Raw genomic sequence first — 25,691 nt, forward strand, 5'->3', positions numbered from 1 at the left:
CACATCTTGGCTTGGGAAAGTTCATGGCAGGTCGTCGAGTACGGCTTGCAACATGCGGCGGGACACCCAGGTGAGCTCCTCCATGTCCGGGCGTGGGCCGATCTCGGCGAGTGCGCCCGCCAGGCGGTCGTAGAGGATGCCCTCGACGCACGCGGTGAGCAGATGGCCGGCGGCGCGGGCGTGCGGCACCCCAAAAGCGGTCAGCATCGCCGTGACCTGCTCGCGGGCGGCGAGGCCCGCGGCGTGGAGCTCCGCGCGCAGTTCGGGACGGCGGGCGGCCTCCAAGGTGAGCTCGAAACGCGCGAGTTGCCGTTCGCGGCCCTCGGTGAGCCAGTGGTGCAGCAGCGAGGCGAGGGCCTCGGCCGCGGTGTCGAGAGTGAGACCGGAAAGGTCGCGGGGTCCGTGCCGCCGTATGTCGGCCAGGTCGAGCTCGCTCAGACGGCGGTAACAGGCGCCGATGAGCGCGGCGCGAGTCCTGAAGTAGTAAGACGTGCTGCCGACGGCCAGCCCCGCGGCGGCGTCGACCGCCCGGTGGGTGAGACCGCGCAGGCCGTGCGTGGCGACGGTGCCGATGGCGGCGTCGGCGATGAGAGCGCGGCGATCGGAAATTGACACGGCGTCACTCTACAGGTGTAGAGTGACGCCGATTCCTCTACAGATGTAGAGTCCGACTTGGGGGAGAGTGGGGCAAGTGAGCACTCGGCACGCTGTCGTGGCAGGCGGCGGCATCGGAGGTCTGACCGCCGCGATCGCGCTGCACCGGCGCGGGTGGCGGGTGACGATCTGCGAGCAGGCACCCGAGCTGACCTGGGCGGGCGCCGGCATCGTGCTCGCCCCCAACGCCCTGCACGCGCTGGCGTCGATCGGCCTCGGGCCCGCCGTCTGGAAGGGCGCCCTGCCGAGCCACCTCGGCCTGCGCCGCCCCGACGGCAGATGGCTCAACCGCTCCGACAACGAAGCCCTGGCCGCGAGGTACGGCAGTGCCGCACTGGCCGTGCACCGGGCCACGGTGGTGTCGGCCCTCGTGGAGGCTTTGCCGTACGGCACCGTGTCGCTGGGTGTCACCGTGGAGGACGTGGACGACACCGGGGACCACATGACCGTGCACACCTCGGCGGGCACCCTGACCGCGGACGTCGTGGTGGCGGCCGACGGCATCCACAGCGCGCTCAGACGGCAATGCTTCCCTACGCACCCGGGCCTGCGCCACTCCGGCGAGGCCGCCTGGCGCTCGGTCGTCCCCGGCGCCGGCCTGCCACCTCTGGCGGCGGCGGAGACGTGGGGCCGCGGCGAGCGCTTCGGGGTGGTCCCGCTGGCGGACGGCCGGGTTTACATCTACGCGACCATGCTCGCGGCGAAGGGAGAGACACCCGACCACATGGCGGAACTGACCCGGCGATTCTCGTCCTGGCACGACCCCATTCCCGCGCTTCTCGAAAGAATCGACCCCGCCACCATCCTTTTTCACGACATGTGCGACCTAGCCCTCCCCCTCCCCCGGCTCCACCACGGCCGCATCGCCCTCATAGGCGACGCGGCCCACCCGATGACCCCCAACCTCGGCCAAGGCGGCTGCCAGGCCATCGAGGACGCCGTGGTCCTGGCCCACCACCTGGGCGAGGGCCAGGTGAGGCCATGCCTCACGGCGTATACGAGGGATCGGCACACCCGCACGGCCAACCTCAGCCGCAGATCACGCCAGATGGGACGCCTGGTCCAGCTCACCCACCCGGCCGCGGCGGGCTTGCGCGACCTCGCCGTACGGCTCACGCCCGACACGGTGATGATGCGCGCCATGGACACCGTCCTGACCTGGCGCCCGCCTCGCTGACGGGCTCATGCGGGCGTCCGTCCCTGACCTGGCGCCCGCCGCACCGGTCCGCGCTCTGACGCCACCTGGCGGAATGGAAGCGATCAAGGTGCGCTGACTTTTTGAGCGCGGCGAGCGTGAGGCCGCCTACGCCCTCCAGTGCGCGAGCACGAGGCGTCTAGTAAAGCCGGTCCCAGAACCCGCACTTGTGGCGGGCTGAGAAGTCGATCGGCTGGATGCCGCCCGGTCCCGGCTCGAACGCCTGCACCGGTTTGGCCTGGTCGCGGAACCTCGGCCAGTGCGGTGTGCCGTGGCCGTTGGGGTTGCCGGTGCGGGCGAAGCGGGTCCAGTAGGCGATTATCTGGCGCGACATCGTCCGCTGGGCCTCGGTGAGGCGGTCGGCGACTAGGGGGAAGAGGAAGAGCAGGTCGGAGCCGTGGTAGGCACCCCAGGGAAGTTCGGGCATCTCCGGACCGAGCGTCGGGACAGTGCGGTCGGCGAACTCAAAGCCGTAAACCGGGGCTCGCTTCGCGGCGATGCGGTCGGCGGTGAGGGTGGGGCAGCTCCAGACCCGGTCCGTGGCGAGTGTCGACCATGCCACTGCCGGCGACTCATAGTCAGACAACGGATATTGTGCGGTCACCTTGGCGGCATTGTCCCCATAGGAGTCGGCGACAAGAGAGGCATACTGGGCCGCGTCGATACCGCCCGGGCGGGTGAAGAGCACGAACAGCCGCTCCTCGTCCCGGGTGGTTCCCATCATCAGCGGCATCCGGTGGAAGCGCCCGGCGGTGAAGGCTCGCTTGGGGTCTTCGGGGAGTACGGCGGTGCCGTAGACGGGGCGGCTCAGCAGCTGGGCGGTGGGATCGTCCAGCAATCCGTTGGCCCCGGCCGCAGGGATGGCACGCAGGCAGTCGATCGACTGACACCCGCGGCCGGCCATCAGTTGAGTGGCGATGCCCGCCGCTTCCTCAGGGGAGGAGAAAAGGGTCGCGCCCTCAGGAGTGCCGGGGTAAAGGCCGTTCTTGGGCCAGTTGACGGTGCAGGTGCCGCTCTGCATGATCGCCCGGTGGAACAACCCGGCCGCACTTGGTGAGGTGAGCTGGGCGCAGATGCTCAACGCACCCGCCGACTCGCCGAAGACCGTCACGTTGCGCGGGTCACCGCCGAACGCCCGCGCGTTGCGCTTAACCCAGCGCAGCGCGGCCTGCTGGTCCTCCAGGCCGAAGGCGCCGGAACCGGGCAGATCGGGGTGGCTGAAGGAGCCGAACACGCCGAGCCGATAGTTCACGGTCACCACGACGACGTCGCCCTGGTTCACCAGCCACGAGGCGTCGTAGAAGTCACCGGACCCGCTGGTGAAGCCGCCCCCGTGCACCCACACCATGACCGGCAGCGGCCGATTCGTTCGCCTCGGGGTGGTGACATTGAGATAGAGGCAGTCCTCGGACTCGCTTCTGACGCTGCCGAGCTGGGGGAGCTGGGCGCAGGTGTTGCCGGGCCGGGTGGCGTCGCGCGGCTCGGTCCAGGGGGTCACCGGCTGAGGTGAGCGCCACCGCAGGTCGCCGACCGGCGGCGCGGCGAAGGGGATGCCCTCGAACAGACGCTTATCGGCGGTCACCGTGCCCCGAACCGGACCGCTGTCGGTGCGTACGACCGAGTCTCGGCTGGTGACCTCTGCAATTGAGGCATGTAAGGGTATGGCTGAGCCACCGACCATGGCCCAGACCATCGCGAAGACCGCAGCTCTTCGCGCTGTGATCAGACGCACCTTGTGATCCTTTCTCAGTGAATGCTTGACATGTGCCGAACACGATGGGATGGCGGCCGATGCCTGGCTCCACCCCGAAGGTGATCTTCTGCCCCTGACCTTAGAAGACCCGTCCCATCTCCTGCATCCCATTAAAAAAATCTTCTTGAAATCCATCCGACGTGCATTTATCCACTACAGAGATTGGAACGTTCCACACAAGTCGGAGAATCAGATGAACTACTGGAATTCTCAACGAGACCACTTACACGCTCACCTGCGCCCCCTCCTCCAGCTCGCGGTCAGCGGAGCTACTTAGCGCACAAAACCAACATCACCCTATGAAATCCACAATCACCGAGAGAACGTAGCGTATCCAGCCATGTGAAAAGCACGTCGATTGTGCTTTTACAAATCGCCAAACGCCCGAGGCCCAGATGTCCCCTGACCCGACCACCGGGGCCACGTCACACAGGCACGCGGCCCCGGCCAGGCTCATGCCGTACGGCGAGGGGCCTTCCTGGCGGGGCCGGATACGGTTCAGGTGAGCCCGTCCCAGAAGGAGCACTGGTGGCGGGAGGCGAAGTTGACCGGGTGGATGCCCTGTAGGCCGGTGGTGAAAGTCTGGGCGTTGTTTCCGCTGAAGCGGGCCCAGTGGGGGGAGCCGAGGCCGTTGGGGTCGCCGGTGCGGGCGAATCTGGTCCAATATTTCGTGACCTGTCGGGAAAGCACGGCCTGTGCCTGGTTCAGGTCTCCGCCGGGGACCGGGAACAGGTAGGGCAGCTCCGAGCCGTGATAGGCGCCCAAGGGGAACCCGGGTGCCGTTACCCGGGGAAAGAGGTTGGGCGCCTGTCTGTCGGCGAACTCATAGGCATATGTCGGCACATGCTTGGCCACGGAGCGATTGCCACTTAAGGTGGGGCAGCTCCAGATCCGGTCGGTCATGGCGGACGCCCAGGCCATGCCGGGTGACGGGTAGGCGTGGACCGGGTAACGCTCGGCGACCAGGGGGGCCTTGTCGCCGAAGGACGTGGCCAGCAGTGAGGTGTAGCGGGCCTCGTCGATGCCGTTGCCGTACATCCAGGACACATAAAGCCGGTGCTCGTCCCGGGTCGTCCCCATCATGATGGGTACGCGGTGGAACCGCCCGGTGGTGAGTGACACCCCGGGGTGCTCGGGGAGCACGGAGGTTCGGTAGGCGGGCCGGGCGAGGCCGGGTGCGAGCGGGTCGTTCATGATGGCCGCCACGGGCACCCGGCGCAGGCAGTTCACGGTGGTGCAGCGCTGTGAGGCCATCAACGCCGCCCCAAGATTGTTGATCTCGTCGACGGGTGCCCACTGGCTGCCCTCGGGGATGCCCGGCTGCAGGCCGCCGCGCGGCCAGCTGATGGTGCAGGCGCCGCTCTGGATGATGGCCTTGTGGAACAGCCCCATCGCGCCGGGCGAGACGAGTTGCGCGCACGTGCTCATGCCGCCGGCGGACTCGCCGAGGAGGGTGACGTTGCGCGGGTCACCGCCGAAGGCGGCGGCGTTGCGCCGGACCCACCGCAGGGCGGCCTGCTGGTCCTGAAGGCCGAACGTGCCAGAGCCGGGAAGGCCCTGGTGGCCGAAGTAGCCGAGCACCCCCACGCGGTAGTTGATGGTCACCACGACGATATCGCCCTGCTCAACAATGCGTGCCGCGTTGTAGTCGCCACCCGAACCGGAGACGAACCCACCTCCGTGCACCCACACCATGACCGGCTTGGGATGATCGGTCCGGCGCGGGGTGAAGACATTGAGATAGAGGCAGTCCTCCGACTCGCTGCCCTCCGCTCCCCTAAGCGGCGCCGGCAACTGGGCGCACACGGCTCCGGGTTTGGTGACGTCGCGTGTCTCATGCCACGGTGCGGGGGGCTGGGGGGCACGCCAGCGCAAATTGCCGACGGGGGGCGCTGCGTAGGGAATGCCCTGGAATCGCCGGTGGGTGCCGGCTACGGTGCCCCGGACCGGGCCGGCGTCGGTGCGCACGACGGCGCTGACCGCGTCGTCGCCGGAATCGGGTTCGGCGAGGGCAGGTAGGGCTAGCGCGTTCGACGTCGGCACGGCCAACACCGCCGTGCACGCCATTGTGATCGCAATGGCGGCTCGTCGTACGTACGTTCGCACCTTGCTCTCCTCTCGCGCTGGCGCCTATCCGGCAACCCTCGCGACAAGGTTCGAACGCCCCACATGTCCCGTTCATGACACGAGCCAAGAAATATGAGCAAGTTTCGCGAATCCAGATTTATCGTGAAATAAGTGGACCAAGGGTACGCTCTTATACACTTAGCGTCACAGCCGAAATCGGGGGATACGACCGCTGCTCCTCCCTCGGGGAGAAGGGCTCCTCCTCCCCCGGCGGGAACCGGGGTGACCATTTGACCGATGTGACGCCTGAGGCGTTCACACCAGGCTCTGAGCATGAGCATACGCAAGATCGCAAGAGTCCTGACGGTGACAACGGCGTTGGACTCAGCGATGGCGGCCCTGACAGCCGCGGCGTAGGCGGCCCCGGCCCGCTGCGACAAGGCGGCGCGGCAGAGCAGGCTCGACGCCCTGGTGCGCGGCGGGGGCGTGCCGGGCGCGACACTTGCCGTCGACCTGCCCGACGGCACCACGCTGCACGAGGTCACCGCGTGGAACGCGACAAGTGCGGGCGCCTCGGGGGCCCTCATCTCGACCCCCGCCGACGTCAACCGCTTCTTCGCGGCCCTGCTGAACGGCAGGCTCCTGCGCCCCGCCGAACTCTCGGCGATGCGCTCGACCGTGCCCGCCGACCCCGCCCGCATGTGGCCGGGCGCCCAATCCGGGCTCGGCGTCTACAAAACAGCCCTCCAAGGCTGCAAGGGCGAGTGGTGGGGGCACCGCGGCTCCTTCTTCGGATATCGCACCATCTCCGCCACCACTCCCGACGGCAGACAGGCGACAATCGCCCTCAACCAGCACCCCACCCCATCACTCGGCGCAGCCCAGGAACTGATCACCACCACCCTCTGCGACCTATAACCGATACGGCACGAGCCGAAGAACACGGCTGTGCCGTATGCCGCTCGGGACCGGTCACGCCGAGGAGCCGAGCCCGGGGTAGAGCGGGTGCCTGCGGGCCAGCTTGCGGACCTCGGCGCGGAGCGCCAGGACGGCCGGGTCGTGGGCCGGCGACTCGGCGGGCAGCACCAGGGCGCGGGCGATGATGTCGGCGACCTCGGCGAACGCCTCGGCCTCGAACCCGCGTGTGGCCAGGGCGGCGGTCCCGATGCGCAGCCCTGAGGTGACCATCGCCGGACGGGGGTCGAACGGCACGGCGTTGCGGTTGACCGTGATGTCCACCGCGGCGAGCCGGTCCTCGGCCTGCTTGCCGTTCATGGCCGACGCGGTGAGGTCGACCAGCACCAAATGTACGTCGGTGCCGCCGGTGAGCACTTTGATCCCGGCGGCGGCGGTGTCGTCGCATGTGAGCCGGTCGGCGATGATCCGGGCGCCGGTCAGGGTCCGCCGCTGACGCTCGGCGAACTCCGGCCGGGCCGCCATCAGGAACGCGGCGGCCTTGGCCGCGATCACGTGCTCCAGCGGCCCGCCCTGCTGGCCGGGGAAGACCGCGGAGTTGACCTTCTTCGCGAGGTCGGAGTCGTTTGTGAGGATGAACCCGCCGCGCGGGCCACCGAGCGTCTTGTGCGTGGTCGACGTGGTGACGTGCGCGTGCGGCACCGGTGAGGGATACAGGTCCGCGGCGACAAGCCCCGCGAAATGCGCCATGTCCACCATCAGGAAGGCCCCCACCTCATCGCAGATCGCGCGGAACCTAGCGAAGTCCAGCTGCCTGCAATAGGCCGACCACCCGGCGATGACGAGCCGAGGCCGGTGCTCGCGGGCAAGCCGGGCCACCTGCTCCATGTCCACCTGAAGGTCGTGCTCGGTGACCTCGTACGGAACGACCTTGTAGAGCAGCCCCGAGAAGTTGATCCGCATTCCGTGGGTGAGATGCCCGCCGTGGGCGAGCGACAGGCCGAGGATCGTGTCCCCGGGGTCGATCAGCGCCTGCATGGCGGCCGCGTTGGCCTGCGCGCCGGAGTGCGGCTGCACGTTGGCGAACTTCGCCCCGAACAGCCCGGTGACGCGCTCGATCGCGAGCCGCTCGATTTCGTCGACGTGCTCGCAGCCGCCGTAGTAGCGGCGCCCGGGATAACCCTCGGCGTACTTGTTGGTCAGCACCGAGCCCTGCGCCTCCATCACGCCGAGGGGGGCGTGGTTCTCCGAGGCGATCATTTCCAGGCCCGTCTGCTGGCGGGCGAGCTCGCGGTCGATGAGCTCGGCCACCTCCGGGTCGAGCTCACGCAGGGAGGCGTTGAGAATCGAGGCGGTTGATTGAATCATGGTCTTCCTTAGTTCGCAGCTTCGCGGCACAGTGACCGGCGGCGTCGATGGTCTCACCGATCCGCCTCCCGACGGCGGTGAACCCACCGCCTACAACTCACACCAGGACCGGCAGATTTGCTCGACGATCGCTACCGACTCGGCGATCCGTCGCATCGAACACCATTCATCGGTGACGTGCGCCTGGTCCGGTTCGCCGGGCCCGCAGATCACCGTCGGCACGGATCCGAGCGCGGGCGCGAGCACCGCGGCGTCGGTGAAGAACGTCATCGCCCTCGGCTCACCCTGCGGCACGCCGGTGATCGCCTGAACGGCGGCGGCCACAGAGGCCGCCCACTCGCCGTCCGGGTCCGTCCACACCGCGGGCACGTCGACCAGCGGCTCCCACTCCACATACGGCCCGGCGCAGGCAGCCAGCTCCTCCGCCACGACGTCGTGCCGCTGCCCGGTGACGGTTCGCACGTCGAGCGTCATCTCCGCCCGATCCGGTACGGAGTTCGTATTGAGCCCGCCGTGGAACGTGGCGACGTTGAGCGTCGGGGCGCCCATCACCAGGTGCGGCGCGTCGGGAAACGTGTGGCCGTCCAGCCGCACGGCGGCGTGCGCGAGCCGTACGACCGCGTTCACACCGAGCGACGGCATCGATCCGTGCGCGGTGACCCCGGCGGCGTGGCCTTTGAGCCACAGTGCTCCCTTGTGGCCGTAGGCGACGGAGTTGCCGGTCGGCTCGGTGATCATCAGCGGCCCGCCGGGCCGGCCCCGCAGGAGCGGCACCGCGGCTCGTGCGCCGTCGCACCCCGTCTCCTCGGCAGCGGTCAGCACGATCCGGATCCCGGCCCGGCGGGCGCGCCCGGACGTAAGCCGGGTGGCCGCCGTCACGATCGCGGCCACTCCGCCCTTCATGTCGCTGGTGCCGCGGCCGTAAAGGCGGTCGCCGTCCGCCTCGCCCGCGTGCGGGTCGTGCCGCCATGGCCGGGCCCCGAGCGGGACGGTGTCCAGATGCCCGGAGAGGCAGAGCGGCGGCACATCCCGGTCGATCGCCCACTCCGCGACGAGACCGCCCCGGCCTGGCGCGTGTTCGACGGTCCGCACGTCGAATCCCGCATCTCCGAGCAGTGGGGCGAGTACGGCGACGGCCTCGTTCTCCCCGTGCCCGGCGGTGTCGAGCGCGACAAGGCGCCTGGTCAAGGCGACGGCTTCACTCATGCCCCGATCCTCCACGGCGTCCCGCTCCTGGAGGGAGTGGCGCAAGTGACATTCTGTGATACTTTCCCGCCATGCATCGAGTTGTCGTCCTCGCTCTCGACGAGCTGGTCCTGCTGGACTTCGGTGCGGCGTCGCAGTTCTTCGGGCATCGGCACCGTGATCCCGATCCGGCGCAATACGAGTTCCAGGTGTGCACCGCAGGCGGCGCGCCGGTGCGCACCGCCTGCGGCGTGACCGTCACCGGCCAGGGCGGACTAGAGCTGCTCGGCCACGCCGACACCGTGATCGTCCCGGGCTACGGCCCCATCACCGACCCGCTGCCCACCGCCACGGTGTCGGCGCTCCGCGGGGCCGCGGCCAGGGGCGCCCGGATGGTGTCGATCTGCACCGGAGCCTTCGCCCTGGGGCACAGCGGCCTGCTCGACGGCAGGCGCGCGACCACCCACTGGGCGGTCGCCGACGACATGAGCCGCCTGTTCCCGGCGGCGAAGGTCGAGGCGAACGTCCTCTACGTCGACGACGGCGACGTGCTCTCCTCGGGAGGTGTCGCCGCGGGCATCGACCTGTGCCTGCACATCGTGCGCAACGACTTCGGCGCCGAGGTGGCCAACAGGATCGCCCGGCGCACCCTGGTCGCGCCGCACCGGGCCGGTGACCAGGCCCAGTTCGTCGAGCACCGCCTCCCCCACCCCGTCACGCCCACCATCGACATGGCGCGGCTGCTGAGCTGGCTCGACGACCGGCTGGAGCGGCCGTTGAGTGTCGCGGAGATGGCCGGCCACATCGGCTACAGCACCCGTTCCTTCGGGCGCCACTTCCGGGCGCAGTTCGGGACCTCGCCGTGGAAGTGGGTCGCGCGCCAGCGCGTCCTGCGGGCGCAGCGGCTGCTTGAGGCGTCCGACCTCACGGTCGCCCAGATCGCCACCCGATGCGGGTTCGAGTCGACGGTGGCCTTCCGGCGGAGGTTCCGCGAGCTTGTGCACATCTCCCCGTCGGACTACCGCCGGGCCTTCCGCACCACACCGAACGGCAGCGCGCACGCGTCAGGGCACACGCCGGCCTGACATGGCGGAGTACGGTGCCCCTGGCGCATGGCCGGGGGCACCGTACCCACCCGATCAGCCCGCGGTGTCCGGAAGGTCCACCCCGAGCCTCTTGGCGGCCCGCCGCGCGGTCTCCTCGCGCTGAGCGGTCAGCTTCGCCACCGAGACCCGGGCCGCCTCCAGCACCTCGGCGGGCGCGGACTGCGGTGTCCCGCTGTCGAACGGCGGCTCCGGCGCATATTGCATGGCGAGCTGGATGCGTTCGGCGGCCCGCCTGCCGCGGAGTCCGGCGGCCAGGCGCAGGGCACCGTCGATGCCCGCCGTGACGCCGGCGGCGAAGACCCAGTTCCCGTCGACGACGACACGCTCGTCGACGGGGGTCGCGCCGAAATAGGGCAGCAGGTGGAACGCCGACCAGTGCGTCGTCGCGCGCCGACCCACGAGCAGGCCGGCGGCGCCGCAGATGAGCGCTCCCGTGCACACGGAGAACACGGAATGCGCGCCCAGGGCCTGGCGCCGGACCCAGTCCAGCACCTCGTCGTCCTCCATCAGCGCCTCCTGCCCGAAGCCGCCGGGCACGTGCAGCACGTCGAGCTGCGGCGCCTCGGCCAGCGTGGCGTCTGCCGTCAGCTTCAGACCGTGGATGTCCCGGACGGGGTCGGTCGTCTTGCCGAACACCGAGTAGGTGGAGTTCGGGATCTGGGAGAGCACTTCGAACGGCCCGGTCAGGTCGATCTGGTCGAGGCCCTCGAAAAGAAACGACCCGATCTTCAGGTGCCGGTCGTGCGGAATCATCGGTTTTGGGCTCCGTTCGCCTTGGTGGTCATGGTTGGTTATGCCGGTCACGCTGCTCCCGGCACCCGCTCAACGCGAGTACACGGGGACGACGATGCCTCTGGCGAGGGTGTGGAAAAGAAGGGTGAACGCCGCCGCGGCCGGTGTGACGTCGGGCGTGAGGTCGAGGCGCTCGACGCCGACCGCGTGCACGGCGAAGTAGTAGCGGTGGTCGCGGTCACCGGCCGGCGGCGCGGCTCCGCCGTACGCGTGGGTGCCGAAGTCGTTGCGGATGTGAAACGCACCAGGTGGGAGCGTCTCGTCACCTGTGCCCGCGCCGGTGACCAGCTCGGTTGTCGCGCCCGGGATGTTCACCGCCGTCCAGTGCCAGAAACCCGACGGGGTGGGCGCGTCCGGGTCAAAGCAGCTGATCACAAAGCTGCGTGTCGCCGCCGGGAATCCCGACCAGCTCAGCTGCGGGGAGAGGTCCGCCCCGTCCAGGGTGTGCGCGTACGGCAGAGCCTTCCCGTCGGCGACGTCCGCCGACGTGAGCGGGAAGGACGGGACCGGCGGCAGGAGGCAGTAGGGGTCGGGAGCGGGCGGACGGTCGAGGTTCATGCGCTTCCTTTCGTGGCGGTGGCGTGCTCGGCGCCCAATCCCGTCAGCGCGCGGACTTCCATCTCGGCGTGTTTCACGGCGTCGGGCCGCTCGGCGGACAACACGGTGCCGAGGTAGCCGAGCAGGAAGGACAGCGGAATCGAGATGATGCCGGGGTTGGACAGGGGGAACCAGGCGAAGTCGGCCGAGGGGAAGATGGAAGTCGGGCTGCCGGAGACGACGGGCGAGAAGACGATCAGCGTCATGGTGGTGGCCAGGCCGCCGTAGATGCTCCATAGTGCGCCGGTCGTGGTGAAGCGCCGCCAGAACAGCGAGTAGAGCAGCGTCGGCAGGTTCGCGGACGCGGCCACCGCGAAGGCCAGGGCCACGAGGAACGCGACATTCTGACCGTTGGTCACGATCCCGCCGGCGATCGAGACGAGGCCGATGACCACCACCGCCCAGCGGGCGACGGTCAGCTGGGACGCGCCGGCGTCGCGTGCGTTCCTTTTGATGACGTTCAGGTAGATGTCGTGGGCGAACGACGCCGCAGCGGTGATCGTCAGCCCGGCGACGACGGCCAGGATCGTCGCGAACGCCACCGCGGCGACCAGGCCGAGCAGTGCCGGTCCGCCGAGTTCGGCGGCCAGCAGCGGAATCGCGGAGTTGGCCTTGCCGGGGGCGCCGAGAATGCGCTCCGAGCCCACCAGGGCCGCGGCGCCGTAGCCGAGCACCATCGTCATCAGCAGGAACCCGCCGATCAGGCCGATCGCCCACACGACGGAACGCCGGGCCTCCTTGGCGTCGGGCACGGTGTAGAAGCGCATCAGCACGTGCGGGAGGCCGGCTGTGCCAAGCACGAGCGTGATGCCGAGCGAGAGGAAGTCTGCCCTGGTGACGTCGGTCGCGCCATACATTTTGCCCGGGGCCAGCATGGCTTCGCCGTTCTCCCCGCCGAGGCGCACCACGTCGCCGAGCAGGGCGGAGAGGTTGAAGCCGTAGCGGCCGAGGATCCAGACCGCCATCACGAACGCCGTCGCGATCAGCAGCACCGCCTTAATGATCTGGACCCAGGTGGTGCCCTTCATGCCGCCGATCAGCACGTAGACGATCATCACGACGCCGACCACCGAGACGGTCACGGCCTGTCCCACCTCGTCGACCACGCCGAGCAGCAGGGCGACCAGGCCGCCCGCGCCGTTCATCTGGGCGAGCAGGTAGAAGAAGGTCACGGCGAGGGTGGAGAGCGCCGCCGCCGTGCGCACCGGGCGCTGACGCATGCGGAAGCTGAGCACGTCGGCCATCGTGAAGCGGCCGGTGTTGCGCAGCAGCTCGGCGACGAGCAGCAGCGCGACGAGCCAGGCGACGAGAAAGCCGATCGAGTAGAGGAAACCGTCGTAGCCGTTCAGGGCGATGGCGCCGGTGATGCCGAGGAAGGCCGCGGCCGACAGGTAGTCGCCGGCGAGGGCGACGCCGTTCTGCCTGCCGGTGAAGGCGTTGTCACCGGTGTAGAAGCCGGCGGCGGAACTGGGGCCGCGGTTCACACGGAACACGACGACCAGGGTGATGGCGACGAACACGGCGAAGATCCCGATGTTCACGACCGGATTGCTGTTGTCCATGTGATCAGACCTCGACTCGCTGCCGGATGTCGTCGACGACCGGGTCCAGCCGGCGATTGGCGAACCACACGTAGGCGGCGCTGATCAGGAAGGTGGACACGAACTGCAGGAGACCAAGCACCAGGCCGAGCGTGATGTTGCCGACGACTTTGGTGGCCATGAATTCGTGTGCGTAGTCGGCCAGCAGCACGTAGAGGAGATACCAGGCCAGGAAGAACGCGGTCAGTGGAAAGGCGAAGCCGCGCTGCCTGCGGCGCAGTTCGACGAACTCGGAGCTCCTTTGGATTTCCTGCCAACTGGTCTCCGGCCTTTGTCTGCCGGTCTCCGGCCTGGACTCGGTGGTGTCTTCGGCGATGTCCACGGTGCCTCCGAGTGGATCCAACCCCTGGTGGCCCACACGGGTGGGCCGCCGCCGACCGGGAAAGCGGGGTCGTTGCTGGTCGGCGAGCTTGGGAGTCAGTGTCCGCGCTGCGGAGGGAGACCAGCGAGTGGCTGGCGGGACACGTGGCGATACTTTTCAGCCAGAAAGACAGGGAACGGCTCAGCGTGGAAGCACGAGCACCGACACCGGGGGCGTGCCCACCGGCACACGCCGGTGGATTTTCCCGTCTGCCGTGCCCACGAAGGTCACCTCGCCGGCGGGCCGCAGCATGACGATCAGGCCACCGGGATGCGATTCGCCGCGTTCGCCGCAGACGGCGTCGGGAGCCGTGGCGCCGCTCCCCTGCTTGCGCGGCGCGACCTCCATGCTCATGCCGGTGGCGAGGTCGAGCGCCACGCCCGCCCGGGCCTCTGGCCGCGCAACCTCTGGGTCAACGAAGCCCCTCCCGTAACCTCCGGCGGAAGCGGAGACGCACGAGATCAACCGGTCACGGGAGAAGGTTACCCCTGACGCCCCACGTGCGGCCGGTACTCCGGCATGTACGGCAGAGCCTGGTACGGCATCGGCCGGTACGGCTTCTGCCGTACCGACCGATCGTCGTGGTTTGTGTTTGATGTGGTCGTTGCGTCTGGTGTTGCCTTCAGCTCAGGCGGAGGGCGCACAGACGCTGGGCCGCGTGCCGCGCTCTTGGGGACGGCGCGGCGGGGGTGCGGTGGTGAGGACGGCATGGGGGGTCAAGGGTGGAAGATGCTCACGCCACCGGGTCCGACGAGGAACCCTAGGACGATCAGCACGATCCCCCAGAGAAGTTGACGACGGGCGATGATCACGTAGATACCGCCGATGACCAGTGCGACTGCGATCAGCCAAAGCAATGTACCCATAATGGCGACCTGCCCAGCTTCCTACCTATCTATCCCTATTTGGCGTCAACGCTCCGGAGATACCCGCCTAGGTGAGGCTTTGTCCGCACGTCACGGGGTAGGGCACACCACTCCCGACGGACCGCTCCAAACTGGAAGGAGTGCCCCCATGACACGCTTCGGCTACTTCCTCGCCGCCGAGGAACACGGACCGAAGGAACTACTCCACCAGGCCCGCCTGGCGGAACGGGCGGGTTTCGAGGGGCTCTGGATATCCGACCACTTCCACCCATGGCTTGACGAACAAGGGCACAGCCCCTTCGTGTGGGCGGTTATCGGGGCGATCGCCACCCATACGTCGCTCCCGATCACCACGGCGGTCACATGCCCGCTGATCCGGATCCACCCCGTGATCGTCGCCCAGGCCGCGGCGACCTGCGCCGTCATCAGCGACGGCAGGTTCCGGTTGGGCGTGGGCACGGGTGAGAACCTCAACGAGCACATCCTGGAGTCGCGCTGGCCACCGGCCGAAGTACGGCTGGAGATGCTGGAGGAAGCCATAATCCTCATGAAGCGCCTGTTCACCGGTCAGCTGGTGACACACCACGGCAAGCACTACAACGTGGATACCGCCCGCCTCTACACCCACCCACAGGAAGCCCCGCCCATCTACATGTCGGCCTTCGGGGAGAAGGCGGCAGTGGTGGCCGCGCAGGTCGCCGACGGTTTCGTGTCGACTGCCCCGAACGCCGAACTGATCGAGCAGTTCCGCAAGGCAGGCGGACGAGACAAGATCACCCAGGGCGGCATCAAGGTCTGCTACGGGCAGGACGCGGCGCAAGCCCGCAAAACCGTGCACCGGCTGTGGCCCACCCAGGGCATCAAGGGAGAGGCTTCGCAGATCCTTCCGCTTCCCCGCCACTTCTCACAACTCGCCGAGATGGTGACGGAGGAGTCCGCAGTGAACGGCTCCCCCTGCGGTCCCGACCCCGAGGTGCACGTGGCGGCGATCCGGGACTACGTCGACGCGGGATACGACGAGATCTACATCAACCAGATCGGCCCCGACCAGGAGGAGTTCTTCACTTTCTACGCCAACGAGGTCCTGCCTCGACTCCGCTGACCGACAGGAGGAGTGCACATGTCAACCGTCCAAACATCACTGCAGTCCCGCGTTCTCGCGAACGCGGCGCGTGGAGCGAGCGACGGCGTGATCGCCACCGCCGCCATGAGTGCCGTCATGGAACTCGGCCGCCGCATGGGGCTGCTGCCTGAGCACCCGCCGAAACACGTTATGCGTGCGGGACTACCCGGGCACAAGCGCCGGCCCAAGAAGTACGAGAGCCCTCTCGCGATTCTCGCTCACTTCGCCTTCGGAGCGGGTCTGGGCGGCCTGTTCTCAATGGCCGCCGGGAAGCGGCGGGTTCCCGTGTCCCTGGGAGTGGGGTATGGCGTAGCCATCTGGATCGCCGGATATCAAGCCGGGTTGCCCGCCCTGGACATTCTTCCGCCGATCTCCGAAGACCGGCCCGGACGGCCCCTGGTGATGGGCCTCGGGCACGTGGTCTTCGGTGCCTGCCTGGCGATCCTGCACAACGACCAAGTGCGCGGCCAGAGGCTCGTCCCCCGCCTTGAGGAAGAGGCCGAGCCCCGTCCCGTGCCCGTGCATCTCGGTGCCGGCATCGGCTGACCGGCCGGTGCGCGGCCGATCCGGCTGTGCCGTACGGCTCCGGCTGTGCCGTACGGCTCTGGCTGTGCCGTACGGCGAAAGCCACGGCGGTCGGCGTATCCCGGCTTCGCCCTATCCGGCCTCGCCTGATGCGTGCCACGATGCCAGGGTGATACCGACGGCCACGGCGACGAAGGCCACCGCGAGGACGATGGTCAACCAGTAGACCCCGGCGACCCAGGTGAGCACCCCCAGGCCGAACAGCAGGACCAATGCGAAGGATCCGATCCTGATGCGGGCGACTTTGCGGGGTGCCGCCACTTCGGTCTGCGGACGTGGTCTGTGCTCGGACATGATCCTTCCTCTCTGGCGGCCCCTGGCCTCGGGTGGCGCTGCCGCCGGGAACACGTCCTGTCGCTATACCGCACTAAGCACCGATCTATCCCCTTATTGCGATGAAAGCGCGACTTTCGTCATCGCCACATGCTCTGACCAGGGAATTTCCGCCCCGGGGATCAAGGGGTGCGGCTCACGGGGCAGTCGTGCCTCATGGGACAGAGTCGGCAAGCGCTTCCGGTGGCGTCCCGCGGAACCCAGCGGCGCTCCCGCCTGCCTCCACTGATCTGCGATTCCCCGCATCCGCCCCCCGCCGGAGCCGCCCGCAAGAAGCCTTTTCCCTTCCTTCACTCTCCCCCAGAGATTGGACCGGTTTTTTAGATTTTTAGGAAAGGTATTCAGCCCTAATCCCAGCTCCCGATCGATACTGGCGGACGCACACCACAGGTTGAGCAGGAGAAATCCGATGGACTACTACGAGAGTTTCTCGACGGTCGGTGCCGGTGTCGGCATCGCCGGCATGGTGCTGGAACAGACGTGGCTGTTTGGGATCGTGCTGGCGATCGTGGGCATGGCCGCGCTGCTCCTGAGGCTCGCGTGGCGCCGGGACATGCAGATCAGCGACTGACGATGAGAACAGCCCGTCGTGCGGGGCGGGGCAGTGTGGCCATCCCCGCCTTACTGCTGCTGGTCGTCGCGGCCTGGGGTGCCACGCATGTCGTGTCCCTCGCCGACCTCCCGGAAGGGAGGGGGTGGAAAATCGTCTTTCTCTGGATGTTCGTCTATCTGGCCTGGCAACTGCTCCTCGCCTCGCTTGAGCGGCCCTTAGCAGGAGAGGGCGAGGTCAAGGGACCCATCCTCGTCAGCGTGCCCGTCTACAACGAGGACCCGGCGCTGCTGGAGGAATGCCTGCTCACCCTGCTGCACCAGACCCGCCCGCCCGACCTGGTCTATGTCGTGGACGACGGCTCCGACGCCGCGGACTACACGGCGGTGCACGGCAGGCTGCAGGCCGAGGCCGCCGCGGCCGGTATCCACCTCGTCTGGGTCAGGACCCCCAACCGCGGCAAACGCCACGCTCAGATCGCGGCCCTCACCGCGTGCCCAGACGCCGAGTTGTTCATCACGCTCGACTCCGACACGCAGCTCACTCCCACGGCCATCGCGGAGATCGTCAAGCCTTTCCGCGATCCGAAGGTGATGTCGGTGGGCGGTCTGGTGCTCACCGCCAACCACGACCGCAATCTGATCACCCGGCTGATCGACCTCTGGGCCGTCAGCAGCATGCTCACCCAGCGTTCGGCGCTGTCGGCGATGCGGAGCGTCATGGTCAACACCGGCTCGTTCGCGGCCTACCGGGCCGGCCTGGTGCGCGACCACGCGCACGGCTATCTCAACGAGCGGTTCTTCGGCCGCGAGGTGCGTTTCTCCGACGACTCCATGCTTCCGCTCTACGCGCTGCGCCGCGGCGCGAGCGTGCAGCAGCCGACGGCATTCGCCTTCACCGCGATGCCGGAGACCGTGGGCCACCACGTCCGGCAATATGTCCGGTGGATGCGCGGCTCCTTCATCCGGAGCTGGTGGCGTTTCCGCTATCTGCCGCTCCGCTCATATGCCTACTGGGCCCACTTTTTCACCTGGCTGCACCTGCTGGTGTCGACGACCGCGTTCGTCGCGGTGGTCCTGCTGCGCCCCGCCGAGGTGCTCGCCATCATGCCGTGGCTGGCGCTGGTGCTGGTGCTGCTCAGCTACTCGCAGGCTCTGCGGTTCCTCACCGTCCGCCGCTCCGACCAGACCTTGGCCGAGCAGCTGGCCACCTTCGCTCTCGCGCCGCTGGTGACCGTCTGGTCCCTCACCGTGCTGCGGGTGCTGCGCTGGTATGCCATCGCCACCTGCCTGAACGTCGGCTGGAACACCCGCCGCACGGTCGAGGTCACCGCCCCCTCCTCTAACGCGGCTGCCAGGTGATCTTCCGGCCCACCGCCCACAGTACGGCTGCCGCCAGCCCGGCGAGCACCGCCAGGTCTAGCCAGAGCCTCCCGGTGACCGGCCCCACCATCGCCTGCCGTAGCGCCGAGGCGGCATAGCCCGACGGGCTGACATGGCCCAGGGCGAGCAGCCAGTCGGGCAGGGTCACCGGTGGCAGCACCACGGGCCCGAGGAAGAGCAGCACGATGGTGAGGAGCAGGGTGAACGGCCCCACTTCCTGCGGGCTGGGCGCCGTCAGGCCGATCAGCGCCCCGATGCCCGCGAGCGGCAACGCGCAGAGGGGGATGACGACCAGGGCCAGCGGGCTGATCTGAAGCGGAACCCCGAGCACCAGGACCCCGAAGACGAGCGTGACCAGCAGCGACGGCACGGCCATCAGCAGAAAGGCCAGCACGGTCGCGATGATGAGCAGGAACCGGTAGACGGGAAGCGTGGCGAAGTAGTCCAGCATGCCCATCGCCTTCATGAAGGAGAAGTTGTGGGCGACCTGGTTCATGATCTGGAACATCAACGACAACACGATGCTGCCGACCAGGACATAGGCCAGGGCGTCCGTGCCGTACTGCTTCGCCGGCAGGCCGACCGCGACAAGGGTCATCAGCGGGGCTGCCACCCCGGTGACGACCATCCCCCGCCACGACCACCGATAGTTCGACAACTGGATGAGGAGCAGGTCGGCAAGCTGGATGTGTACGGCCTGCCTTTTGCGGTCAAGAGAGACGGCGCTGTTCGGACTAAGAGACATAGTGAAGGTAGAGATCCTCAAGTGTGGCGGACTGCAGGCGGATGTCGACGACGTCGGTGTAGTCGAGCTTGGCCATGAAGGGCGGCACCTCCCCCTGGTCGATGGAGATCGACCAGGTGTCCGCGGCGACCTGCCGCGGCTCGAAGCCCGCCGGTAACTCGGCTTGAGCGCCGGGCGCGAACGTCAGCTCCACGTGCACCTGGAGGGCGATCCCGGCGCGCAGTTCAGCGGGTGTGCCGAGCGCGATGAACCTGCCGTCCCGTACGATCGCCACCCGCTGGATCGCCTTCTCCGCCTCCACCGCGTCGTGCGTGATGAGGACGACGGTGGTCCCGTAGCTGGTGTTCCACTCCCGCAGCACGTCCCAGACGTGCTTTTTGTTCACTGGGTCGAGGTCGTTGGTCGGCTCGTCCACGACCAGCACCGGCGGTGAGCCCGCCATCGCGACCGCGAGCTGCATCAGGCGGCGCTGGCCGCCCGACAACTGGCCGCTCCACTTGTCCTTGACCTGCTCGATCCGCCACACCTCCAGCAGCCGGTCGCGCTCGGCCCGCGCCGCGCTCCTGCTCAGCCCCCGCAGGTGGGCGGTGAAGTAGACGGCCTCCCCCACGGTGAGCCGGTTGAGCGCCGCCCCGCTCTGCGGCATATAGCCGACGAGACCGGACACGTAGTCCGGCTCCTCCCGGATGTCCTTGCCGAACAGCATGATGCGGCCGGAGTCCGGCTGGAGGAGGTTAACCATCTGCCGCACCAGTGTGGTCTTGCCCGCTCCGTTGTCGCCGAGCAGGCCGAAGATCTCCCCTTGAGGGATCTGGAAGGTGATGTCATCCGTGGCGGGGCGGGTTTGCCGCCGGTAGGTCTTTCTCAGGTTCTGGATATTGTAGGCAATCACGTCTGTTGCAAACCCCCGTTCTCGTGCTTGTGACATCCAACACGAAGCAAGGGCTCGCCTACCGGAAAATCCGGCCATATCCCCGCATGGCGCGTACTGCAGGGCCTCCGTTTCCGAGCCTCAGAGCAAGATCTTCTGTAACAACCGCCCCTCCCGCACCACTACCTCATGACAGCTACATCCGGGACGAAAGGGCGGGACGGTGACGGATGATTCTCAACGGTTCACCGCCATGTACGACGAATGCCGACAACGCGTGTGGGCCTACGCGGTCGCACGGGCGGGGCAGCAGATCGCCGACGAGGTGGTGAGCGAGACTGGACACGGCGCCCTCACGTGCGCCCGACATCGCGCTGAGCACCCCGGTCGCGAAGCTCTCGGCGCGGGAGCTGCTGCTCGCCGCCGCGACCGAGTCGGCCCGCCAGCCCGTGGGCGAGGGCACCTACTGGCGGATCGTCTCCTCTCATGAACTGATCTTCAACGCGGGGGACTACAACGTGGTCCGGCGACACGAGAGTGAGGACTGGGTCCCCGGTGTGCCGGACAAGGACCGGGTCGGCGTGATGCGGGATCTCGGGGCGCGTCCCTTCCAGGCGGCAGACGAGGCGGCCTGGAAGGCGGCCGGATCCCCCAACGAGATCAAGGTGACCGTGGGGGACAGCAAGGCAAAGACGGCGGCGCTGACCATCCGTCCTACCCCGGAGCGGGTCCAATATATGGCCCCGCACAATGGCGGCGCGGTGTTCTGGCTCGGTGAGAACGTGACTGTGGAGGACCTGCGAAACCTGCCCGACGACCCCGCGGAACTCAAGCGGTGGCTGCTCAAGTCCTACAAGGGCACCGCCACCGAAGGGGACCGCAAACAGGACTCCGACGGGTGGCTGTTCGCGGTCAGTCTGGGCCTGGTCACCTCTATGCCGATCACTCCGAAGGTGGGCGGCGCCGCATTCGAAATGCTCGCCGAACTCGACTCGATCACGTCACTGGGCGAGGTGACCGACGCCAGGGGCCGCACAGGTGTCGGGGTCGCCATCAAGGACCCGCGCCGCGAAGGCGGCGTGGTGCAGAGCCGTCTGATCATCGACCCCGCGACCGGCCAGGCATTGGCCTCAGAGAACACCGTGCTTGAGCCCGGAGGCAACTTCAGCCACCTGGAGAAGGGCGTGCGGGCGACCTCAAGCGTCGTCGTCAAGGCCGAGTGGACCGACGAGACGCCGCCGGCCGCCACGGAACCGCGTCGCGTGCCGTAGGGGGAAGAACGAGAAGAGCCGACAGCAACCATGACCGCTCTCAGCTCTCTCAGAGTCGAGCACCTCAACGTGCGCACCCTCAAACCGCGCACCCTCAAGTCCGTCCCGCCCGACCAGTCCCCGGTCGGGCGGGGCACCCGCGTCCGGGGCCTCGGCGTCGGGCGGTGGCCTCATCTGAACGCCCGGCGGTCGGATGAGGCAGCCGTGTCCAAGCGCTCGGATGCTGAATAAGACCCCGCGCCTCCCAGGGGCTTGGCCTCCGGGCAGGGCGCTCGTGTCCTGGGGTGCTCGTTGTCCGGGGGTGCTCGTGTCCTGGGGTGCTCGGCCGCCCGAGCGAGGCCGCCCCCCCTTGGGCTTAGTCGGGGTCGTAGGCGAGGTTGGGCCGCAGCCAGCGCTCCATCTCGGCCACCTCAAGGCCCCGCCGGCCGGCGTAGTCAACCAGCTGATCCTTACCGATGCGCCCCACCGTGAAGTAGCGCGATCCGGGGTGGGCGAAGATCAGGCCGCTGACGCTGGCGGCGGGGGTCATGGCGAACGACGTGGTGAGGTCCATGCCGACCGCCTTGGCGTCGAGCAGCTCGAAGAGCTCCTGCTTCAAGCTGTGGTCCGGACTCGCGGGATAGCCAAGAGCAGGACGGATGCCACGGAACCGCTCGGCGTGCAGGTCTTCCATCACGGGATCGGCTTCCGGCTCGAACCAGTCCCGACGGGCCTGAAGGTGGAGATATTCCGCGAAAGCCTCGGCAAGCCGGTCCGCCAGCGCCTTCACCATGATCGAGCGGTAGTCGTCATGGCGGGCCTCGTAGACCGCGGCGAGCTCCTCGGCCCCATGGACCGCCACCGCGAACCCGCCAAGGTGGTCGCCCGACGGTGCGATGTAGTCCGCCAGGCAGCGGTTGGGCCGCCCCTCCGGCTTAAGCGTCTGCTGCCGCAACATCGGGACCCGCAGCCCCTCGCCGTCGAGCAGGATGTCATCGCCCTCGGAGTGCGCGGGCCAGAATCCGTAGACACCCTTCGCCTGGAAGTCACCGTTCGCGATGATCTGGTCGAGCAGCGCGTTGGCGTCGTCGAAGAGCTCACGGGCCACCGGCTGGTCGAGGATGGCCGGATATTTCCCCTTGAGCTCCCATGCGAGGAAGAAGAACTGCCAGTCGATCATCTCCCGCAACGCGGTCAGATCCGGCTCGACCACCCGCAGACCGGTGAAGGCGGGCGTCGGCAACTCGTCGAACTCGACCTTCTCCGGGTTGCCGCGGGCCTGCTCGACGGGCAGCAGCGGGCGGCTCTCCCGGTTGGCGTGCTGCTCGCGCAGCCGCGCCTGCTCGACGCGGTTGGAGACGGCGAGCTCCCCCGCCCGCTCCGGGTCAAGCAGATCGGAGACCACACCGACCACCCGGGACGCGTCCAGCACGTGCACCGTCGTGCCGTCGTAGGCCGGCGCGATGCGCACCGCCGTGTGCTGCCGCGACGTCGTCGCACCGCCGATGAGCAGGGGCAGCTTCAACCCGCGCCGCTGCATCTCCGAGGCGACACTCACCATCTCGTCCAGCGACGGGGTGATCAGTCCGGAAAGGCCGATCGCGTCGGCGTTCTCGGTCACGGCGGTGTCGAGGATGACCGACGCCGGCACCATCACCCCGAGGTCGACGACCTCGTAGTTGTTGCAGCCGAGCACCACACCCACGATGTTCTTCCCGATGTCGTGCACGTCGCCCTTGACGGTCGCGAGCACCACCTTGCCCTGCCCACGCACGGTCTCCTCGCGGCCCGCGAGGCGGGCCGCCTCCTTCTCCGCCTCCATGAACGGCTCGAGGTAGGCGACCGAACGCTTCATCACCCGGGCGCTCTTGACCACCTGCGGCAGGAACATCTTGCCCGATCCGAACAGGTCGCCCACGACCTTCATGCCGTCCATGAGCGGGCCCTCGATCACGTCGAGCGGGCGGGCTGCCTGCTGCCGGGCCTCCTCGGTGTCGGCCTCGATGAAGTCGACGATGCCGTGCACCAGCGCGTAGGAGAGCCGCTCCTTCACGGGGTTCTCACGCCACGACAGGTCCACCGTACGGCGAGTGCCGGACCCGCTGACCGTCTCCGCGAAGGCCACGAGCCGGTCGGTCGAGTCGGGCCGCCGGTCGAAGATCACATCCTCGACGAGCTCCAGCAGGTCGGCCGGGATGTCCTGGTAGACCGCGAGCTGCCCCGCGTTGACGATGCCCATGTCGAGTCCCGCCCGCACCGCGTGCAGCAGGAACGCCGAGTGCATCGCCTCACGCACGACGTCGTTGCCGCGGAAGGAGAACGACAGGTTGGAGATGCCGCCACTCGTGCGCGCACCCGGGCAGCGCTGCTTGATGAGCGGCAACGCGTCGATGAACGCCTTCGCGTAACCGTTGTGCTCGGCGATGCCCGTGGCGACCGCGAGCACGTTGGGGTCGAACACGATGTCCTCTGCCGGGAACCCGGCCTTCTGCGTCAGCAGGTCATAGGCCCGCCCGCAGATCGCCACCTTGCGCTCGGTCGTCTCGGCCTGGCCGAGCTCGTCGAAGGCCATGACGACCACGCCCGCGCCGTATTCCCTGATGAGGCGGGCCTGCTCAAGGAACGGCTCCTCACCCTCCTTGAGGCTGATCGAGTTGACCACGCCCTTGCCCTGCACGCACTTGAGCCCGGCCTCCAGCACGCTCCACCGCGAACTGTCGACCATGACCGGGATGCGGGCCACCTCGGGCTCGGTCGCGATCAGGTTGAGGAACGTCGTCATGGCCCGCTCGCTGTCGAGCAGATCGGCGTCCATGTTGACGTCGAGAAGGTTGGCCCCGCCGCGCACCTGCTCCAGCGCCACGTCGACCGCGGCCTGGTGGTCGTCCCCCTCGATCAGCCGGCGGAACTTCGCCGACCCGGTGACGTTGGTGCGCTCACCGATCATCACGAACCCGGTGTCCGGCCCGATCTCGAACGGCTCAAGCCCGCTGAACCGCGTCCGCGCCTCCGGGGACGGCACCGCACGGGGCTCCATGCCCGCGACCGTCTCCGCGATCTTCGCGATGTGCGCCGGCGAAGTGCCGCAGCAACCTCCCACGACATTGACCATGCCGGCCTCGGCGAACTCGCCGAGCAGCCGCGCGGTCTCCTCGGGCGTCTGGTCGTATCCCCCGAACGCGTTGGGCAGACCCGCGTTGGGGTGACAGGCGACGTGCACACCCGCGATGCGCGACAACGCCTCCACATGGGGGCGCATCTCCGCCGCGCCCAGCGAGCAGTTGACCCCGACCATCAGCGGGTCGGCGTGCTCCACGGAGTTCCAGAACGCCTCGACCGTCTGACCCGACAGAGTGCGGCCCGACAGGTCGACGATCGTCACCGAGATCCACAAGGGCAGATGCGGCGCCACCTCACGGGCCGCCGCGATCGCCGCCTTCACGTTGAGCGTGTCGAAAATCGTCTCGATCAGCAGCAGATCGACCCCGCCCTCGGCCAGGGCCGCGATCTGCTCGGCATAGGACGCCCGGACCTGGTCGAAGGTCACCGCCCGGTAAGCCGGGTCCTCCACCTTGGGAGACAAGGACAAGGTGACGTTGAGCGGCCCGATCGACCCTGCTACAAACCGCCCGCCCGCCTCGTCGGCGGCCTGCCGGGCGAGCTGCGCCCCCCGGACGTTCATCTCCCGGACGAGCGACTCAAGGCCGTAGTCGGCCTGGCCGATGCTGGTGGCGGTGAACGTGTTGGTCGTGGTGATGTCCGCACCGGCCGCCAGATATTGCCGGTGAACGTCGAGGATCACATCCGGCCGGGTCAGGTTGAGCAGGTCGGGGTCGCCCGTCACGTCCGTGGGATGATCGACGATCAGATCCCCACGGTAATCGGCGGGCGTCAGCCCGGCACCCTGCAACATCGTGCCCCAGGCCCCGTCCAGCACCACGATGCGCCGCTTAAGCAGATCGCGAAGGGCTTGGACACGCGCTGCCGCGTCACTCTGGGTAACGACGATGGTCACCTGACACCTCCCGCTCGTGTGGGAGGCGCCCTTTAGGTAAGCAGTCCCGGCCGAGCGTGGCGGACCTCGGGGCCCGTTGCAGCGCCTCTCGACCTTGATACGAGGGTAGCAAGCACGGGGCGCTCGTGGGAAACGCTTACGCCCCTGGGCACACCACATCAAGCGTATTCCAGCACTTCACCGCCCCTTTATCGACATGCACCCCAAATCCCCCGGCCTTGACCACTGTTGTGGAACTATCGCCCGCCACACTGTGGCGGACCGACCTCCGAGCCCGCCACACCCCCACCAGACGCCACTCACCACAAGCCCCACAGCGATCAGCAGACCACGGAAGGTCGCGAAGACCCCGCATACCAGCATGGCCCCCACTTACT

23 protein-coding genes are annotated in these 25,691 nt (G+C 68.2%); 8 read left to right on the forward strand and 15 right to left on the reverse strand.

The genetic code is table 11. The features are described 5' to 3' along the window. Window positions 1–21: 21 nt before the first annotated feature. Window positions 22–615 carry a TetR/AcrR family transcriptional regulator gene (locus tag Ssi02_RS30595; protein WP_204031039.1) on the reverse strand — a complete coding sequence of 198 codons (594 nt, stop codon included), beginning with the start codon at window positions 613–615 and terminating at the stop codon, window positions 22–24. Between the two features lie 76 nt (window positions 616–691). Between Ssi02_RS30595 and Ssi02_RS30600 the strand changes: the two genes are divergently transcribed. Next, window positions 692–1,831 carry an FAD-dependent monooxygenase gene (locus Ssi02_RS30600; RefSeq protein ID WP_204031040.1) on the forward strand — a complete coding sequence of 380 codons (1,140 nt, stop codon included), beginning with the start codon at window positions 692–694 and terminating at the stop codon, window positions 1,829–1,831. 157 nt (window positions 1,832–1,988) lie between these two features. On the opposite strand, the gene Ssi02_RS30605 is transcribed toward Ssi02_RS30600, so the two are convergent. Beyond that, a complete protein-coding gene (locus Ssi02_RS30605) occupies window positions 1,989–3,737 on the reverse strand; it encodes a carboxylesterase/lipase family protein (protein WP_307825830.1) in 1,749 nt (582 codons plus the stop codon). A 363-nt stretch (window positions 3,738–4,100) separates the two neighbouring features. Then, window positions 4,101–5,645, reverse strand: a complete 1,545-nt coding sequence (locus Ssi02_RS30610; RefSeq protein ID WP_204031042.1) for a carboxylesterase/lipase family protein — start codon at window positions 5,643–5,645, stop codon at window positions 4,101–4,103. Between the two features lie 495 nt (window positions 5,646–6,140). On the opposite strand from Ssi02_RS30610, the gene Ssi02_RS30615 reads away from it, so the two are divergent. After that, window positions 6,141–6,587, forward strand: coding sequence for a serine hydrolase (locus Ssi02_RS30615; RefSeq protein WP_204031043.1), 447 nt, complete (start codon window positions 6,141–6,143; stop codon window positions 6,585–6,587). Window positions 6,588–6,641: 54 nt separating this feature from the next. Here Ssi02_RS30615 and glyA read toward each other — a convergent pair whose 3' ends face one another. Together glyA and Ssi02_RS30625 are read right to left on the reverse strand one after the other, a co-directional pair. Next, entirely contained in the window at window positions 6,642–7,949 is a 1,308-nt protein-coding gene (glyA, locus tag Ssi02_RS30620; RefSeq protein ID WP_275410766.1) for a serine hydroxymethyltransferase, read from the reverse strand. 93 nt (window positions 7,950–8,042) lie between these two features. Next, window positions 8,043–9,158 (reverse strand): M20 family metallopeptidase, encoded by a 1,116-nt coding sequence (locus Ssi02_RS30625; protein WP_204031045.1) that lies wholly within the window; start codon window positions 9,156–9,158, stop codon window positions 8,043–8,045. A 71-nt stretch (window positions 9,159–9,229) separates the two neighbouring features. On the opposite strand from Ssi02_RS30625, the gene Ssi02_RS30630 reads away from it, so the two are divergent. After that, window positions 9,230–10,222, forward strand: coding sequence for a GlxA family transcriptional regulator (locus Ssi02_RS30630; RefSeq protein WP_204031046.1), 993 nt, complete (start codon window positions 9,230–9,232; stop codon window positions 10,220–10,222). Window positions 10,223–10,276: 54 nt separating this feature from the next. Here Ssi02_RS30630 and Ssi02_RS30635 read toward each other — a convergent pair whose 3' ends face one another. The 6 genes from Ssi02_RS30635 to Ssi02_RS30660 form a co-directional block, all read right to left on the reverse strand. Beyond that, the gene (locus Ssi02_RS30635) at window positions 10,277–10,996 is read right to left on the reverse strand and encodes a DJ-1/PfpI family protein (RefSeq protein WP_204031047.1); all 720 of its coding nucleotides are present in this window, start codon (window positions 10,994–10,996) and stop codon (window positions 10,277–10,279) included. A gap of 69 nt (window positions 10,997–11,065) precedes the next feature. Then, window positions 11,066–11,593 (reverse strand): YbhB/YbcL family Raf kinase inhibitor-like protein, encoded by a 528-nt coding sequence (locus Ssi02_RS30640; RefSeq protein WP_204031048.1) that lies wholly within the window; start codon window positions 11,591–11,593, stop codon window positions 11,066–11,068. Continuing rightward, window positions 11,590–13,194, reverse strand: a complete 1,605-nt coding sequence (locus tag Ssi02_RS30645) for a monocarboxylic acid transporter (RefSeq protein ID WP_204031049.1) — start codon at window positions 13,192–13,194, stop codon at window positions 11,590–11,592. Before Ssi02_RS30645 ends, Ssi02_RS30640 begins: the two co-directional genes overlap by 4 nt. Window positions 13,195–13,198: 4 nt before the next feature. After that, complete coding sequence (locus Ssi02_RS30650; RefSeq protein WP_307825831.1) at window positions 13,199–13,555, reverse strand: DUF485 domain-containing protein; 357 nt, start codon at window positions 13,553–13,555, stop codon at window positions 13,199–13,201. A gap of 180 nt (window positions 13,556–13,735) precedes the next feature. Further along, window positions 13,736–13,972: a hypothetical protein gene (locus Ssi02_RS30655; RefSeq protein ID WP_204031050.1), complete on the reverse strand. Its 237-nt coding sequence runs from the start codon at window positions 13,970–13,972 to the stop codon at window positions 13,736–13,738. A gap of 338 nt (window positions 13,973–14,310) precedes the next feature. Further along, window positions 14,311–14,460: a GPGG-motif small membrane protein gene (locus tag Ssi02_RS30660; protein ID WP_204031051.1), complete on the reverse strand. Its 150-nt coding sequence runs from the start codon at window positions 14,458–14,460 to the stop codon at window positions 14,311–14,313. Window positions 14,461–14,608: 148 nt separating this feature from the next. Between Ssi02_RS30660 and Ssi02_RS30665 the strand changes: the two genes are divergently transcribed. Both Ssi02_RS30665 and Ssi02_RS30670 read left to right on the forward strand, forming a co-directional pair. After that, window positions 14,609–15,562, forward strand: coding sequence for a TIGR03557 family F420-dependent LLM class oxidoreductase (locus Ssi02_RS30665; RefSeq protein WP_204031052.1), 954 nt, complete (start codon window positions 14,609–14,611; stop codon window positions 15,560–15,562). 18 nt (window positions 15,563–15,580) lie between these two features. Continuing rightward, window positions 15,581–16,129 (forward strand): hypothetical protein, encoded by a 549-nt coding sequence (locus tag Ssi02_RS30670; protein ID WP_204031053.1) that lies wholly within the window; start codon window positions 15,581–15,583, stop codon window positions 16,127–16,129. A 111-nt stretch (window positions 16,130–16,240) separates the two neighbouring features. On the opposite strand, the gene Ssi02_RS30675 is transcribed toward Ssi02_RS30670, so the two are convergent. Continuing rightward, window positions 16,241–16,462, reverse strand: a complete 222-nt coding sequence (locus Ssi02_RS30675) for a hypothetical protein (protein ID WP_204031054.1) — start codon at window positions 16,460–16,462, stop codon at window positions 16,241–16,243. A 448-nt stretch (window positions 16,463–16,910) separates the two neighbouring features. Here Ssi02_RS30675 and Ssi02_RS30680 point away from each other — a divergent pair, with 448 nt between their 5' ends. Both Ssi02_RS30680 and Ssi02_RS30685 read left to right on the forward strand, forming a co-directional pair. Then, window positions 16,911–17,072 carry a hypothetical protein gene (locus tag Ssi02_RS30680; RefSeq protein WP_204031055.1) on the forward strand — a complete coding sequence of 54 codons (162 nt, stop codon included), beginning with the start codon at window positions 16,911–16,913 and terminating at the stop codon, window positions 17,070–17,072. Window positions 17,073–17,074: 2 nt separating this feature from the next. Next, on the forward strand, window positions 17,075–18,412 hold the full coding sequence (locus Ssi02_RS30685) for a glycosyltransferase family 2 protein (RefSeq protein WP_204031056.1): 1,338 nt from the start codon (window positions 17,075–17,077) through the stop codon (window positions 18,410–18,412). Here Ssi02_RS30685 and Ssi02_RS30690 read toward each other — a convergent pair. After that, entirely contained in the window at window positions 18,393–19,178 is a 786-nt protein-coding gene (locus Ssi02_RS30690; RefSeq protein ID WP_204031057.1) for an ABC transporter permease, read from the reverse strand. The two genes, Ssi02_RS30685 and Ssi02_RS30690, sit on opposite strands and share 20 nt — an antisense overlap. Then, a complete protein-coding gene (locus tag Ssi02_RS30695) occupies window positions 19,168–20,070 on the reverse strand; it encodes an ABC transporter ATP-binding protein (protein WP_204031058.1) in 903 nt (300 codons plus the stop codon). Before Ssi02_RS30695 ends, Ssi02_RS30690 begins: the two co-directional genes overlap by 11 nt. A 353-nt stretch (window positions 20,071–20,423) precedes the next feature. On the opposite strand from Ssi02_RS30695, the gene Ssi02_RS30700 reads away from it, so the two are divergent. Next, window positions 20,424–21,320 carry a CU044_5270 family protein gene (locus Ssi02_RS30700; RefSeq protein WP_275410767.1) on the forward strand — a complete coding sequence of 299 codons (897 nt, stop codon included), beginning with the start codon at window positions 20,424–20,426 and terminating at the stop codon, window positions 21,318–21,320. Between the two features lie 355 nt (window positions 21,321–21,675). Here the strand turns inward: Ssi02_RS30700 and metH are convergent, their stop codons facing one another. Then, window positions 21,676–25,314, reverse strand: a complete 3,639-nt coding sequence (gene metH, locus Ssi02_RS30705; RefSeq protein ID WP_239130109.1) for a methionine synthase — start codon at window positions 25,312–25,314, stop codon at window positions 21,676–21,678. Between the last annotated feature and the right edge of the window lie 377 nt (window positions 25,315–25,691).

Origin of the sequence: Sinosporangium siamense (assembly GCF_016863435.1) — a bacterium.
Classification (GTDB): domain Bacteria; phylum Actinomycetota; class Actinomycetes; order Streptosporangiales; family Streptosporangiaceae; genus Sinosporangium; species Sinosporangium siamense.

Bases quoted from the DNA above. Each gene is read 5' to 3' on its own strand.
- Ssi02_RS30630 (WP_204031046.1), top strand. From the start codon at position 9,230: ATGCATCGAGTTGTCGTCCTCGCTCTCGACGAGCTGGTCCTGCTGGAC.
- Ssi02_RS30685 (WP_204031056.1), top strand. From the start codon at position 17,075: ATGAGAACAGCCCGTCGTGCGGGGCGGGGCAGTGTGGCCATCCCCGCC.
- Ssi02_RS30625 (WP_204031045.1), bottom strand. From the start codon at position 9,158: ATGAGTGAAGCCGTCGCCTTGACCAGGCGCCTTGTCGCGCTCGACACC.
- Ssi02_RS30690 (WP_204031057.1), bottom strand. From the start codon at position 19,178: ATGTCTCTTAGTCCGAACAGCGCCGTCTCTCTTGACCGCAAAAGGCAG.
- Ssi02_RS30670 (WP_204031053.1), top strand. From the start codon at position 15,581: ATGTCAACCGTCCAAACATCACTGCAGTCCCGCGTTCTCGCGAACGCG.
- Ssi02_RS30605 (WP_307825830.1), bottom strand. From the start codon at position 3,737: ATGGATTTCAAGAAGATTTTTTTAATGGGATGCAGGAGATGGGACGGG.
- Ssi02_RS30665 (WP_204031052.1), top strand. From the start codon at position 14,609: ATGACACGCTTCGGCTACTTCCTCGCCGCCGAGGAACACGGACCGAAG.
- Ssi02_RS30680 (WP_204031055.1), top strand. From the start codon at position 16,911: ATGGACTACTACGAGAGTTTCTCGACGGTCGGTGCCGGTGTCGGCATC.
- Ssi02_RS30635 (WP_204031047.1), bottom strand. From the start codon at position 10,996: ATGATTCCGCACGACCGGCACCTGAAGATCGGGTCGTTTCTTTTCGAG.
- Ssi02_RS30675 (WP_204031054.1), bottom strand. From the start codon at position 16,462: ATGTCCGAGCACAGACCACGTCCGCAGACCGAAGTGGCGGCACCCCGC.
- Ssi02_RS30660 (WP_204031051.1), bottom strand. From the start codon at position 14,460: ATGGGTACATTGCTTTGGCTGATCGCAGTCGCACTGGTCATCGGCGGT.
- Ssi02_RS30645 (WP_204031049.1), bottom strand. From the start codon at position 13,194: ATGGACAACAGCAATCCGGTCGTGAACATCGGGATCTTCGCCGTGTTC.
- Ssi02_RS30640 (WP_204031048.1), bottom strand. From the start codon at position 11,593: ATGAACCTCGACCGTCCGCCCGCTCCCGACCCCTACTGCCTCCTGCCG.